The 12,133-nt window shown below is 66.6% G+C and carries 15 protein-coding genes; 6 read left to right on the top strand and 9 right to left on the bottom strand.

From position 1 onward, the window contains the following. Nucleotides 1-55: 55 nt before the first annotated feature. Nucleotides 56-691, bottom strand: a complete 636-nt coding sequence (locus tag ACSUZC_RS03705; RefSeq protein WP_439031576.1) for a DUF4178 domain-containing protein — start codon at nucleotides 689-691, stop codon at nucleotides 56-58. Nucleotides 692-975: 284 nt separating this feature from the next. Here ACSUZC_RS03705 and groL point away from each other — a divergent pair, with 284 nt between their 5' ends. After that, a complete protein-coding gene (gene groL, locus ACSUZC_RS03710; RefSeq protein ID WP_238421819.1) occupies nucleotides 976-2,601 on the top strand; it encodes a chaperonin GroEL in 1,626 nt (541 codons plus the stop codon). A 124-nt stretch (nucleotides 2,602-2,725) separates the two neighbouring features. Here groL and ACSUZC_RS03715 read toward each other — a convergent pair whose 3' ends face one another. Then, entirely contained in the window at nucleotides 2,726-4,318 is a 1,593-nt protein-coding gene (locus ACSUZC_RS03715) for a DUF222 domain-containing protein (protein ID WP_439031577.1), read from the bottom strand. A 45-nt stretch (nucleotides 4,319-4,363) separates the two neighbouring features. Beyond that, entirely contained in the window at nucleotides 4,364-4,846 is a 483-nt protein-coding gene (locus ACSUZC_RS03720) for an ArsI/CadI family heavy metal resistance metalloenzyme (RefSeq protein WP_439031578.1), read from the bottom strand. A 96-nt stretch (nucleotides 4,847-4,942) separates the two neighbouring features. Between ACSUZC_RS03720 and ACSUZC_RS03725 the strand changes: the two genes are divergently transcribed. Further along, entirely contained in the window at nucleotides 4,943-5,305 is a 363-nt protein-coding gene (locus ACSUZC_RS03725) for an Rv2640c family ArsR-like transcriptional regulator (protein WP_439031579.1), read from the top strand. A gap of 42 nt (nucleotides 5,306-5,347) precedes the next feature. Here the strand turns inward: ACSUZC_RS03725 and ACSUZC_RS03730 are convergent, their stop codons facing one another. Then, the gene (locus ACSUZC_RS03730; protein WP_439031580.1) at nucleotides 5,348-5,488 is read right to left on the bottom strand and encodes a three-helix bundle dimerization domain-containing protein; all 141 of its coding nucleotides are present in this window, start codon (nucleotides 5,486-5,488) and stop codon (nucleotides 5,348-5,350) included. Then, nucleotides 5,485-5,736: a hypothetical protein gene (locus tag ACSUZC_RS03735; RefSeq protein WP_439031581.1), complete on the bottom strand. Its 252-nt coding sequence runs from the start codon at nucleotides 5,734-5,736 to the stop codon at nucleotides 5,485-5,487. The genes ACSUZC_RS03730 and ACSUZC_RS03735 overlap by 4 nt, the downstream gene beginning before the upstream one ends. Before the next feature lie 55 nt (nucleotides 5,737-5,791). Between ACSUZC_RS03735 and ACSUZC_RS03740 the strand changes: the two genes are divergently transcribed. The 4 genes from ACSUZC_RS03740 to ACSUZC_RS03755 all read left to right on the top strand — a co-directional run bounded on the left by ACSUZC_RS03740 (nucleotide 5,792) and on the right by ACSUZC_RS03755 (nucleotide 9,097). Continuing rightward, entirely contained in the window at nucleotides 5,792-6,001 is a 210-nt protein-coding gene (locus tag ACSUZC_RS03740) for a hypothetical protein (RefSeq protein ID WP_439031582.1), read from the top strand. 111 nt (nucleotides 6,002-6,112) lie between these two features. Then, nucleotides 6,113-6,799, top strand: coding sequence for a DUF899 domain-containing protein (locus tag ACSUZC_RS03745; protein ID WP_439031583.1), 687 nt, complete (start codon nucleotides 6,113-6,115; stop codon nucleotides 6,797-6,799). A gap of 116 nt (nucleotides 6,800-6,915) precedes the next feature. Then, nucleotides 6,916-7,638, top strand: a complete 723-nt coding sequence (locus tag ACSUZC_RS03750) for a response regulator transcription factor (RefSeq protein ID WP_439031584.1) — start codon at nucleotides 6,916-6,918, stop codon at nucleotides 7,636-7,638. Then, nucleotides 7,613-9,097, top strand: coding sequence for a sensor histidine kinase (locus ACSUZC_RS03755; protein WP_439031585.1), 1,485 nt, complete (start codon nucleotides 7,613-7,615; stop codon nucleotides 9,095-9,097). The genes ACSUZC_RS03750 and ACSUZC_RS03755 overlap by 26 nt, the downstream gene beginning before the upstream one ends. Nucleotides 9,098-9,101: 4 nt before the next feature. Here ACSUZC_RS03755 and ACSUZC_RS03760 read toward each other — a convergent pair whose 3' ends face one another. The 4 genes from ACSUZC_RS03760 to ACSUZC_RS03775 all read right to left on the bottom strand — a co-directional run bounded on the left by ACSUZC_RS03760 (nucleotide 9,102) and on the right by ACSUZC_RS03775 (nucleotide 12,094). Then, nucleotides 9,102-9,833, bottom strand: coding sequence for a cation transporter (locus ACSUZC_RS03760; RefSeq protein ID WP_439031586.1), 732 nt, complete (start codon nucleotides 9,831-9,833; stop codon nucleotides 9,102-9,104). Then, complete coding sequence (locus ACSUZC_RS03765; protein WP_439031587.1) at nucleotides 9,833-10,168, bottom strand: ArsR/SmtB family transcription factor; 336 nt, start codon at nucleotides 10,166-10,168, stop codon at nucleotides 9,833-9,835. Before ACSUZC_RS03765 ends, ACSUZC_RS03760 begins: the two co-directional genes overlap by 1 nt. Before the next feature lie 62 nt (nucleotides 10,169-10,230). Next, nucleotides 10,231-11,073: a hypothetical protein gene (locus ACSUZC_RS03770; protein WP_439031588.1), complete on the bottom strand. Its 843-nt coding sequence runs from the start codon at nucleotides 11,071-11,073 to the stop codon at nucleotides 10,231-10,233. Nucleotides 11,074-11,095: 22 nt separating this feature from the next. Continuing rightward, nucleotides 11,096-12,094: a DNA adenine methylase gene (locus ACSUZC_RS03775; protein ID WP_439032984.1), complete on the bottom strand. Its 999-nt coding sequence runs from the start codon at nucleotides 12,092-12,094 to the stop codon at nucleotides 11,096-11,098. Nucleotides 12,095-12,133 lie beyond the last annotated feature (39 nt).

A 12,133-nucleotide genomic window follows, 5' to 3' on the forward strand; every position in this document is an offset into this window, starting at 1 on the left:
AATCTCCGTGCTCAGGACGTCTCGGTCGGGACGGCGTCGAAGGTGAACGTCGTGCTCAGTGCGTCTCCGGAGCGGGGTTGGTGGGGTAGATGCGGTAGTCGGTGCGGGAGAGGACCTCGCCACGGGCGCATTCCCACCCGCTGCCGTAGTCCTCGAAGGACAACCGGTCGGGGCCGGCCTCGTAGTCGTGGTAGGCCATCCGGCCCGACGCCGCGACGCCGGTGGTTCCCGCGGAGGTGAAGCGCGCCGACCCGGCTTCCTCGGACTGGTATCTGCGGCCCTCGACCTCGAGGGTGTCGGGTCCGGGAGTCACGGCCACACCGGAGAGCTCGCGCCACAGGACGACCTCGAGGTCCGGGTCGTCCTCGACCGAGATCCAGGCCTTGGACCCGACACCGGTGTCGAGGAAGTTCTCGGTCCACGTGTAACCGTCCTGGGTGAGCCGTAGGGTGCCACGCACCGCGTAGGTCTCACCGCGCAGTTCGACGAGATCGCCGGGCTTGAGGTCGCGCGGGTCGCCGTAGACCGAGTCGTCGTCGGCCGACGAGAAAGGGTCGCCGGGGCGGTAGGTGCGATCACGGAGCGCGTCCTGCTCGGCTTGGCGGGCCTTGCGGTTGCCCAGGAAATTGAAGATGACGACCACCGCGATGATCGCGAGCAGCGCCACGATGATGATCAGCAGGAACTCCACGCCGCTGACCCTATCTCTATCGCCGAACACAGTCAGCTCGGTTCGTCGGGCTGAATGATCGCGGGGGTGTCAGGGGCCGGGGGGTTCGTCGGTGATCGGGGCCGATGGGGGCGACCTTGCACTCGTACAGGCCGAGTGCTAAAAACGAGGTTGGCACTCACGGACTGTGAGTGCCAGGTCGGGACGGTGAGACCGGTACCGAATGACACACCGGTCGTCCGTCGCGGGCACCGAGTTCCGGCCATACGAACCTAGTGTCACCCCCTTCGGAGGATCACTTACCCATGGCCAAGCAAATCGCGTTCGACGAAGAGGCCCGTCGCGGCCTCGAGCGGGGCCTCAACAGCCTCGCCGACGCCGTCAAGGTGACGTTGGGACCCAAGGGTCGCAACGTTGTCCTGGAGAAGAAGTGGGGCGCCCCCACGATCACCAACGATGGTGTGTCCATCGCCAAGGAGATCGAGCTGGAGGACCCGTACGAGAAGATCGGTGCCGAGCTCGTCAAGGAGGTCGCCAAGAAGACCGACGACGTCGCAGGTGACGGCACCACCACCGCTACCGTTCTCGCCCAGGCCCTCGTTCGCGAAGGTCTGCGCAACGTCGCTGCCGGCGCCAACCCGCTGGGTCTGAAGCGCGGCATCGAGAAGGCCGTCGAGGCCGTCACCGAGTCGCTGCTGAAGAGCGCCAAGGAGGTCGAGACCAAGGAGCAGATCGCTGCCACCGCCGGTATCTCGGCAGGCGACCCCTCGATCGGCGAGCTGATCGCCGAGGCGATGGACAAGGTCGGCAAGGAAGGCGTCATCACGGTCGAGGAGTCCAACACCTTCGGCCTGCAGCTCGAGCTCACCGAGGGCATGCGCTTCGACAAGGGCTACATCTCGGGCTACTTCGTCACCGACGCCGACCGCCAGGAAGCCGTCCTCGACGACCCGTACATCCTGCTGGTCTCGGGCAAGGTCTCGACCATCAAGGATCTGCTGCCGCTGCTGGAGAAGGTCATCCAGGCCGGCAAGCCGCTGCTGATCATCGCCGAGGACGTCGAGGGCGAAGCCCTCTCCACCCTCGTGGTCAACAAGCTCAAGGGCACCTTCAAGTCCGTCGCCGTCAAGGCTCCGGGCTTCGGTGACCGCCGCAAGGCCATGCTGGCCGACATCGCCATCCTCAGCGGTGGCGAGGTCATCAGCGAAGAGGTCGGCCTGTCCCTCGAGGGCGCCGGCGTCGAGCTGCTCGGCACCGCTCGCAAGGTCGTCGTGACCAAGGACGAGACCACCATCGTCGAGGGTGCGGGCGATCCCGACGCCATCGCCGGTCGCGTGGCGCAGATCCGCGGCGAGATCGAGAACAGCGACTCCGACTACGACCGTGAGAAGCTGCAGGAGCGTCTGGCCAAGCTGGCCGGCGGTGTTGCGGTCATCAAGGCGGGCGCGGCCACCGAGGTCGAGCTCAAGGAGCGCAAGCACCGCATCGAGGACGCCGTCCGCAACGCGAAGGCTGCCGTCGAAGAGGGCATCGTCGCCGGCGGTGGCGTGGCCCTGCTGCAGTCGGAGCCGGCCATCGACGCTCTCTCGCTCGAGGGTGACGAGGCCACCGGCGCCAACATCGTGAAGGTCGCTCTCTCGGCTCCGGCCAAGCAGATCGCCATCAACGCCGGCCTCGAGCCGGGCGTCGTCGCCGACAAGGTCCTCAACTCGCCCACCGGCACCGGCCTCAACGCCGCCACCGGTGTGTACGAGGACCTGCTCAAGGCCGGCATCAACGACCCGGTGAAGGTCACCCGCTCGGCGCTGCAGAACGCAGCCTCGATCGCGGCTCTGTTCCTCACCACCGAGGCCGTCGTCGCCGACAAGCCCGAGAAGAACGCTGCCCCGGCCATGCCGGGCGGCGACGAGATGGGCGGCATGGGATTCTGACCTGACTCCGTCAGGGATGGGATTCTGACCAACTGATCAGATCCCTGCGTCTCTCAACGCAGTTCAACCGAAGGCCGGTCACCCGCAAGGGTGGCCGGCCTTCGGCGTTGTGAGCATCAGATGTTCAGAACGGTGGTGGGTTGGCGGCTTCCCACGCGTCGAGTTCGCGACGGTGGGTGGTGGTGCGGGCTTCTCGCATCTCATTGAGCCGGCGTCGTGCGGGGTGATCGGGTGGCTGTCGGGGGACGAGGTAGCCGAACAGGTCGCGTCCGTTGAAGGCGTTGCCGACGAAGGTGTGTCCGGTGGGGGACCGGAACCACGCGTTGCAGTAGTCGTCGTGGTAGTCCTGCCACATCCCGAACGTCTTGATTCGGTGGTGAAAACGACACAGCGGCTTGAGGTTGCGCTGTGTGGTGGTGCCGCCGGTTGCGGGCGTGTGGTGGTCGAACGGGACGGTATGGTCGAGATCTGTCGTCCATACCGGTTGCGTGCAGCCGGGGAAGGTGCAGCACGGTTCGCCGCACCGAACCAGCGTCTGGAGTGTTCGGCTGGGGGTGTAGCGGGTAGCGGTCGCGATCGGCGGGTCGGTTCCGACGACAAACGACCGTCGTGCTCCGTCGAGCAGGGATCGCATGGTGTCGGCGTCGATGAGCCCGTGGCCGTCGAGGAATCCCGGGTCGTCGTCGAGGTCGAGCAGTGTCGACAGGTTGACCACGATGTGGAAGCTCGGCACTGGGGCGTGGGGTCCGGCGACGGCGGGAGGTGGGGCGGGTTCGGTTGGCGTCGGCAAGGTCTCGGGTTCCGGTTTGTCGAGGTCGACCGGTGCGGGTGGAGATGCGCAGTGTGGGCAACGGCACGGCAGGACAGTGCGGTGGGAGGCCAACGCGATCAGGGCATCGACGCGTCGTTGTCGTGTTGTGCGTGGGTCTTCGGGATGGACCGAGTTGGCCATCGTGTTCAGTTGGGCATCGAGGGTGGCGGCGTCGGTGACGGGCAGACTGCCGCTGATGCGGGATTGTCCGGGCTGAAATCGGTCGGGTCCGATGGTGATGTTGCGGTCGTCGGTGGCGCGTTCGCGGCGTCGGCGTACCGCGTCGGGCGCGTGTGTGGCGACGATCGAGTCGACCAGCGTGGTGAAGCGGGTTGTCGACATCGGTGGACGCGCCAGGATCGCTTCGGCCAGATGCGCATCGACCCGCTGCATGTCCGCATCGGACACGAAGTCGGTGCGCGTGACCGCGATCATGAACCGGCGTTGGTCGATACGGCCACATGCCAACGCGTTCCCGGTCAGCATCAACCGATACCGCAGCACATCGCCGGTACGGATCAGTTCACGCGCCTGCGCTGCGGTGATCATCAGGGCCGCACCCAGTTCGGCGGTGGCCTGGTCGAACCCGTCGGGACCGAACTCGGCGTACGGGTCGATCCCCGAGTTGGCCTCGGCGGCGCGGCGGTGGAGCTCATCCGCCGACGACGCTTGACCGTCGTGGTGTTCGGTGCGCCGGAGGTGGTGGTCTAGTTCGCGCTCCTCGTGGAGCAGGCTCGCCGCGCTCAGGAGTCGGTACGACGCGGCGGAGGTGATCGACGCGCAGTGAGTGATGACGTCGACGAGCTCGGCGGCCGACAGTTCGTTGTCGAATTGCACCGCAGGCAGCGGGAACTCGTCTTCGGGCTCCTCGCCCGATGTGTTCGTGCCGCCGCCCCCGAACTGCATGAGTCAAACATACGTGCGACCACCGACAAGATTTGCGCCGCTGGTTCAGCAGCAAGCCGGCCGGGGATCGGTGGTACCGGCGGTCTCGCCGCAACAGACCGAACCCTGTCCGGCATCCTCGACGCTGTTCTCCGCCAACAGCTTCGGGCTGGTGCCGAAGGTGTCGGAGTCGGCCAGCACCGTGTACACCTCCCACTTCTCGCCGGCCGGGCCGGTGACCCACACCTTGTCCTGGGTTGCGAAGCAACAGGTGGAGTTGATCTCCTCCTGTGTGAACAAGCCCTCGCCGGACAGCCGCGCGATCTCGGCGTGCACTTTCTCGCTCGACTCGACCTCGACTCCCAGATGATTGATCGTGCCGCCCCGGCCCGGGTTCTCCAGGAGCACCAGCTTGAGCGGAGGCTCGGCGATCGCGAAATTGGCATACCCGGGCTTTTGTTTGGCCGGAGCGGTGTCGAACAGCTTGGAGTAGAACTCGATCGCGGCATCGAGATCGTCGACGTTGAGTGCGAGCTGCATACGGGACATGACAACCAGCCTTTCACCTGTGAGACATATATCGAACTACCTCTGTAGGGTGCCACCTTTTCGACATATGTCAATAGCTTGGCGTAAACTCAAGTCATGCCGAAGACCTTGCCGATGGTCGACATCAGTGCCCCCATCTGCTGCGCACCGGTGTCGGCTGCGCCTCTCGACGATGCAGCCGCGCTCGAGATAGCGCTACGGCTCAAGGCGCTTGCCGATCCTGTGCGCATCAAACTCGTCTCGATCCTCCTCGCCGACGACGGCGAGGGGATCTGCACGTGCGACCTCGCGACCGCGGTCGGGCTCACCGAGGCCACGACGAGCCACCACCTGGGTCAGTTGCGCAAGGCCGGCATGGTCTCGCCGGAACGGCGCGGAATGAACGTCTACTACCGGGCGAGACCGGAGTCGCTGGAAGCTCTGCGCAACGTCCTCACCCCGGCCGGCGGATGCTGCTGACCATCGGCGACGGCCTCAGGTGGGCCGGTTGACCGGCCCGAGTCACTCCCCGGTGTGCGGTGGAACGGTAGCGGGGTCGGCCATGACTTCGGTACCGCCGAGTGTTTTGTTGGCCCGGCGCTCCACCAGCAGCGGCACGAAGTCACGGGCCCCGGTTCCGTCGAAATGCCGGTGTGCCCTCACACCCCTCGCGTGTCGTGGCGTCCGGTCCCGAGGGCGTGTCTCGGTGATCTGTGAAGTTCATAGTGCGACCTCAGCGCCGCGGCCGTGTCATAGGCCTCCCGCAACTCGGCGATCTCCCCGGTGATGTCGCGGCTCCGTCGGCCCGACTGTTCGATGCGCGACACCAGAAATCGCGTGTGCCGTTCCACTTCGTCCAGCAGCATCATGGCCTGTGCTCTCCCGGTGTCCTGGTACTTCGTCTCCCCCATGGGCACTGATGGTGATGGCCGGCGGTGAACGATCGGAGAACCTACGATTACGGCCATGGTTCGGTCGCGAGGGTCTGTCGATCCCGTCGCACAGGCGCAAGCCCGGGTGCTGGTCGATGAGTTGGAACGCGTCGCGGACTCGTTGGTCGACAGTCTGCAGTCCGGCCGGGGCGGCGTGAAGGCTCAGCGCGCGGCACGCCGGGAACTGTATGAGGTCCGCGAGCACGTGCGTCGACTCCAACATGCGTACGAACTCCTCGTCTAATCGTGTGCGCTCCGGCCGGCGAGGCGCCGCAGGGACGGCTCCGATGACTTCGGCCGCTGGTTCCGGTCTGCCTCTGTGAACGTTCTGTCACCGGAGTGAAAAGGCACCGACATGAGCGACGCACGACCCCCCGTGACCGACCGCGAGACCTGGGCAGCGGCGCTGGCCGACCTGCGCAGACGGGAGAAGGCGGCCACTCGCGAGCTCGACGCCGTCGCGGCCCAGCGTCGTCGGCTCCCCATGGTCGAGCTCGACGACTACATCCTCACGGGTGCGGAAGGGCCAATCCGCCTTGCCGAGGTCTTCGACGGGCGCTCGCAACTCATCGTCTACAACCACATGTGGAACGACGGTGCGACCTTCCAGTGCCCGGGCTGCACTGGGTTCACCACTCAGTTCAGCCGGCTCGACTACCTCGCCGACTACGACGCCCGCTTCGTGATCGTCACCCCCGGACCCATCGACGAGGCGCTCGCCTACAAACGACGGGTCGGCAACCGGATGGACTGGTATTCCTCTGCCGGAACGACCTTCTCCGCCGACGTCGACGCCGCGCAGGGTGAGGGTTTCGCGGTCAACGTGTTCCTCCGGGATGGCGACACCGTGTACCGCACCTGGCACTCGGCCGGACGCGGCACCGAACAGCTCGGGTTCGTGTTCGGGCTTCTCGACGTGTTGCCGTACGGGCGCCAGGAGGAATGGCAGGACTCGCCCGTCGGGTGGCCGCAGAGCCCGACCTTCACGCGCTGGCGGGGGTCAGAGGAGATCGCCGCGGCGTACGGTGAACCGGATGCGTGAAGAGGCGGGTAGGCGGGGAGCAGCCGTGAGGACGTACGTCGTCGCAGGTCAGCCCTCACAGGAAGTTCCCAGCGTGCCGACAGAGAGGTACCAGGCGATGCTGGGAGTCTGATCGTGTGAGTGAACCGTCGAAGCAGAGCAGCGCGCGCGGAGCGAAGGTCCTCGTCGTCGACGACGAGGAGAACATCCGGCAGCTGCTGTCGGTGTCGTTGAAGTTCCAGGGGTACGACGTGGAGACGGCAGCCGACGGTCCCGCCGCGCTCGACCGCTGCCGCACCAGCAAACCGGACGTCCTGGTGCTCGACGTGATGATGCCGGGGATGGACGGCTTCGGGCTCCTGCGCAGGCTCCGCGCCGACGGGGTCGACGCGCCGGCACTGTTCCTGTCGGCCCGGGACTCGCTCGAGGACAAGATCAACGGTCTCACCATCGGCGGCGACGACTACGTGACCAAACCGTTCAGTCTCGAGGAGGTCGTCGCACGTCTGCAGGTGTTGTTGCGCCGCAGTGGATTCGACGATCAGCGTCGCGCGTCGTCGCGGATCGCCTTCGCCGACATCGAACTCGACGACGAGACCCACGAGGTGTTCAAGGCCGGGAAGCCGGTCCAGCTCTCGCCGACGGAATTCACCCTGCTGCGGTACTTCATGGTCAACGCGGGCACGGTACTGTCGAAACCCCGCATCCTCGATCACGTCTGGAATTACGACTTCGGCGGCGAGGTGAACGTCGTCGAATCCTATGTGTCCTACCTCCGTCGGAAGCTCGACACCGGAGACAAGCGCCTGATCCACACTCTCCGTGGGGTGGGCTATGTCATGCGTGAGCCTCGTGACTGAGGTGAGTTCCCCCGCTCGGGGGGTGCGTGCCCGCGGTGTGCCGCTGCGGATCTCGCTGGTGGCGCTGACCGTGCTGCTGGTCGTCGTCGGACTGTTGGCCTCGGGGGTCGCGGTCACGTCGTCGATGCGTCAGGATCTGATCTCGCGCACCGACGAGGGGCTCGAGAACGCGGTCAATTCATGGGCGCAGCCGCGTGGGTTCGTCGGCGACGGTCCCGGCCCGCCGGGTCCCCGCCGGCCTCCGTCGCCGTACTACGTGGAGTCGGTCGTGTACGGCCCGGGCGGTGTGTCGACCGACAGCGTCTACAACCAGTTCGACGATTCCCCCGACCTCGCCTCCCTCACCGCCGACGATGCGGGCCCCGAGACCGTGGCGTCGGTCGACGGGGACGGACCACAGTGGCGGGTCATCAAGGTCAGCAACGCTTTCGGGCGCTCGATCGTGGCCACGCCGATGTCCGACATCGACGACACGGTGAGCAGGTTGATCCGTCTGCAACTCGCGATCGGCGCGCTCGTCACCCTGCTCATCGGGGTGCTCGGATATCTGCTCGTCCGGCGGAGCCTGCGTCCGCTGCGACGCGTCGAGGAGACCGCACACGAGATCGCCCAGGGAAACCTGACGAGGCGGGTGCCGGTCGCGCCGCCCAACACCGAGGTGGGGAGTCTGTCGGAGTCACTGAACCGGATGCTCGGGCAGATCCAGCACGCCTTCGCCGCCACGGCGTCGTCCGAACAGCAGGCCCGTGCGTCCGAGGAGCGGATGCGACGCTTCGTCGCCGACGCCAGCCACGAACTGCGGACACCGTTGACCTCGATCAAGGGTTTCGCCGAGTTGTACTCGCAGGGCGGGGTTCCGGATGTCACCGACGCCATGCGGCGTATCAACGACGAGGCCGGGCGGATGAATCTGCTGGTCGAGGATCTGCTGATGCTGGCGCGCCTCGACGCTCAGCGTCCACTCGACGTAGCGCCTGTCGATCTCCTCGCGCTGGCGGCGGATGCCGTGCAGAGTGCGCGTGTCGCCGCACCCGATCGCGAGATCCGGCTCGACGTCGTGACCGGCGACCGGCCGCCGGTGGTGTCCGGTGACGGACCCCGACTGGTGCAGGTGTTGCGCAACCTGATCGGCAACGCGGTGAACCACACGCCCGCGGACGCCTCCATCACCGTCGGGGTGCGAGTGGACGAGAGCACGGATCCGGGTCAGGTGGTGCTGAGCGTCGCCGACACGGGACCGGGCCTGACGGCCGAGGATGCCGCGCATGTCTTCGAACGGTTCTACCGGGGTGATGAGTCCCGGCAACGCGGTGCTGGTGGCGGCAGCGGCCTGGGTCTGTCGATCGTCGCCGCCCTCGTTGCGGCGCATGGCGGCCAGGTGGGCGTTGACACCGGTCCCGGTGCGGGCGCGACGTTCTGGGTGCGGCTGCCGATGGCGCGCGTGGCCGGCAACGCCTGAGGACTCAACCCCGAGGGCCCTCATCACCGTCTGCGCAGCAGTCACATCCGTGGTCGGTCGGGGTGACTGTGGCGGTCGCGCCGACACCCGGCGCACAGCACCCGTCACCCCGCCAGGCGTTGATCCCCTCCCGCGCGGCGATCGCCGCGATGACGAGAGCGGCGATCGGGTCTGCCCACGACCAGCCGAGCGAACTGTTGAGCACGAGGCCGAGGAGCAACACCGCGGACAGGTACGTGCAGAGCAGGGTCTGCTTCGAATCGGCCACCGCGCTCAGCGAACCGAGCTCGCGGCCGGCGCGACGTTCCGCCCACGACAGTGCCGGCATGACCGCCAGGCTGACCGCCGCGAGCGCGATCCCGATCGTCGAGTGCCGGGCATCGTCGTTCACGCCGAACAGGGCCCGCAGCGAGTCGACTGTGATGTAAAGGGCCAGCGCGAAGAACGAGAACGCGATGATCCGCAGCGTCGGCTTCTCGCGTCGTTGCGGATCCTCGGCGGTGAACTGCCAGGCGACCGCGGCCGCAGAGGACACCTCGATCACCGAATCCAGGCCGAAGCCGATCAGCGCACCCGATGAGACCCGCATGCCCTCGCCGATCGCGATGACCGCTTCGAGGACGTTGTAGGTGATGGTTGCGGCGACGAACCAGCGGATCCTCCGCTGCAGCACCCGTCTTCTGTCGATCGTGAGTGCGGGCCCTCTCATCGACGGCAGGCCGAGCTCGGACGTCATCAGCAGCACTCGTCTGCGGAGGCGTCGGCACAGCACGCCGGATCGACGGCGAGCACGAGGCCGAGCAGGTCCCCCAATGCATGCGCGATCTTCTCGTCGGCGAGCTCATATCGCGTCCGACGCCCCTCGGGGACTGCGACGACGAGGCCGCACCCACGCAGGCACGCAAGATGATTGGAGAGTGTCTGCCGCGAGACCCCGATCGCCGTCGCCAGGTCAGCGGGGTACGCCGAGCCGGTTCGCAGCCGCAACAGCGCCTGCGTGCGCGTCGTATCCGACAGCGCGTGACCGAACCTCGTCAACGCATCGCGATGGGTGGAGGCCACCAAGTTCATGGCGGTTATAGTACATCCGATCCTGAATTCAGGAAATCATGAACGCTGCGGCCCGATCCGTGTCAGTCGATCAGTCGTCGTAGCTTCGCGAACTCGGTGACATCCTCGCGGAACCGGTCCAGTCCGACGAGCGTGTACATCCCGTCGATCTGCCGGGTCGCCCACAACTGATGGATGCGGCGGAGATCGGATTGTCGTGACTTCCAGCCGATGCCGTCGATCACCGCGAGCACCAGCTGTGTGGGCAGGCGCACCTCGGCCATCTCCTCGATCTCGCGTACGGCATCGGTGAGCTTCGAGCCGGTCGAATCGAATCCCTTTGCCGCCACGACGATGTCGGCTGACGCGGGGTCGCCGACGATGAGGTCGGCGGGAGCGGTCCGCCCGTTGCGACCGGCGAATCGGGACCGGGTGACGTAGTCGAGTCCGATGTCGCGGGCGATGTCCTCGATCTCGTCTTCTATGCGCCGGCCCGACGCCCCCGCGCGTGTGGCGGTCGCTCTGGTACCCGCCCGCGCGACGAGGATGTCGGCGAAGGTGAAGGTGCGCGTGAGTTGTGTCCGCAGCATCCGGACGAGGTCGAACTCGGTGTCGAGCCAGGTCACGAGCTCGACGGGCTGGCTGCGGGCCAGCGCATGCCATCCGCTGGTGTCGAACCGGTCGCGCAGGGCGTTCTTCAGCTTCTCCTGCGAGAGTCCCACCGCGAGCCCGAGGACGGGTACGTCGGTGGGATTGTCACGTACCCATGCGGCCAGGCCGGTGATGTCGGTGTCGAGGAGTCCGCCGAGGCGGGCGGTGGCCGCGACGATCCGTTCGGCCTCCGGTGTGGCCGTCGTCGGGTCGACGTGGGACGTCAAGCGTCCCAACGATTTCAGATAATCATCGAAGTCTCCGGCGGTGCTCATGGTCTCGTCTGATCCGGTCCGGTCAGTCCCGGCCGATGAACAGGTACTCGCTGACGTCACGACGGGTGGCCGCGGCGTGCGTGCCGAAGCTGTACTTGTGATCGATCGCGATGACCTCGACCGATGGCTTCACCTTGCCGAGCAGGTCGACGATACGGTCCTTGCCCGGCAACGCATTCGACGAATACGACAGCACGATCGCACCCGCGTCACCGAAGTGTTCGAAGGTCCGGAGCAACGCATCCTCGATGGTGCGCTTGTAGGCGAACGGGGTGAACCGCTTGGGCAGCTTCTTGGTCTTGGTGTTCTCCATGATGCTCATGCCCTGCCAATAGGCCGACAGGCCTTCGAGGAAGTGGTAGCGCTTGATGTAGTCGTTGTCATCGGTCGGCGGCGCATACGGGGGATCGAGGTAGACGAGGTCGGGCGGTGCCGCCCACGGCAGCTCGAGGTCGAAGATGTCCCCGCGGACGCTGCGGCTGGCGCGGGTGTTGCTGAACACCGTCGCGTTGTAGTCCGCCGCCGCACGGAGACGGAAATGGTCACGCAGCGACATCGTCAAATCGCGACGACCGTCGGCGTAGCGCGTGGAGTCGGTGAACGTGAACACGCCGCGGGGTTGTTTACGCGCCGCCGACAGGACGAGGGCCGAGATCGCCAGGTCGCGTCGATAACCGCGCAACGCGTCGATGTGTGACCACGCGGAGTCGAGGAACGCCCGGTCCTCGGTGGTGAAGTACAGGCCGTCGAACGTGCGGGATATGTAATCGCGGTCGTCGGCGGCGGGACCGCAGATCTCGTCCACGAGCTCGGGCTCGAGGCGGACGCTCGAGTTGGCCACCGACGCCCGGGTGATGATGTGCGGAAAGTTGAGGAAGTCGTTGCTGAGGACTTCGAAACCCTGCGCCTTGAGCAGGTACGACACCACGCCCGATCCGGAGAACGCATCGACCGCGGTGGACCCGCCGATCTCGGCGAAGGTGCGTTCGAGGTGGGGGAGCAACCGGTACTTCGACCCCATGTACCGCAACCGGGGAAAACGCTGCGCGCGGGCGAGGAC

The sequence above is a fragment of the Gordonia terrae genome (assembly GCF_051789125.1).
Classification (GTDB): Bacteria; Actinomycetota; Actinomycetes; order Mycobacteriales; family Mycobacteriaceae; genus Gordonia; species Gordonia terrae_A.

Excerpts from the sequence above, each read along its gene's own strand:
- ACSUZC_RS03765 (WP_439031587.1), bottom strand. The coding sequence starts at position 10,168 with ATGAACTTGGTGGCCTCCACCCATCGCGATGCGTTGACGAGGTTCGGT.
- ACSUZC_RS03755 (WP_439031585.1), top strand. The coding sequence starts at position 7,613 with ATGTCATGCGTGAGCCTCGTGACTGAGGTGAGTTCCCCCGCTCGGGGG.
- ACSUZC_RS03775 (WP_439032984.1), bottom strand. The coding sequence starts at position 12,094 with ATGGGGTCGAAGTACCGGTTGCTCCCCCACCTCGAACGCACCTTCGCC.
- ACSUZC_RS03720 (WP_439031578.1), bottom strand. The coding sequence starts at position 4,846 with ATGTCCCGTATGCAGCTCGCACTCAACGTCGACGATCTCGATGCCGCG.
- ACSUZC_RS03715 (WP_439031577.1), bottom strand. The coding sequence starts at position 4,318 with ATGCAGTTCGGGGGCGGCGGCACGAACACATCGGGCGAGGAGCCCGAA.
- ACSUZC_RS03740 (WP_439031582.1), top strand. The coding sequence starts at position 5,792 with ATGGTTCGGTCGCGAGGGTCTGTCGATCCCGTCGCACAGGCGCAAGCC.
- ACSUZC_RS03770 (WP_439031588.1), bottom strand. The coding sequence starts at position 11,073 with ATGAGCACCGCCGGAGACTTCGATGATTATCTGAAATCGTTGGGACGC.
- groL (WP_238421819.1), top strand. The coding sequence starts at position 976 with ATGGCCAAGCAAATCGCGTTCGACGAAGAGGCCCGTCGCGGCCTCGAG.
- ACSUZC_RS03725 (WP_439031579.1), top strand. The coding sequence starts at position 4,943 with ATGCCGAAGACCTTGCCGATGGTCGACATCAGTGCCCCCATCTGCTGC.
- ACSUZC_RS03760 (WP_439031586.1), bottom strand. The coding sequence starts at position 9,833 with ATGACGTCCGAGCTCGGCCTGCCGTCGATGAGAGGGCCCGCACTCACG.
- ACSUZC_RS03735 (WP_439031581.1), bottom strand. The coding sequence starts at position 5,736 with ATGGGGGAGACGAAGTACCAGGACACCGGGAGAGCACAGGCCATGATG.
- ACSUZC_RS03745 (WP_439031583.1), top strand. The coding sequence starts at position 6,113 with ATGAGCGACGCACGACCCCCCGTGACCGACCGCGAGACCTGGGCAGCG.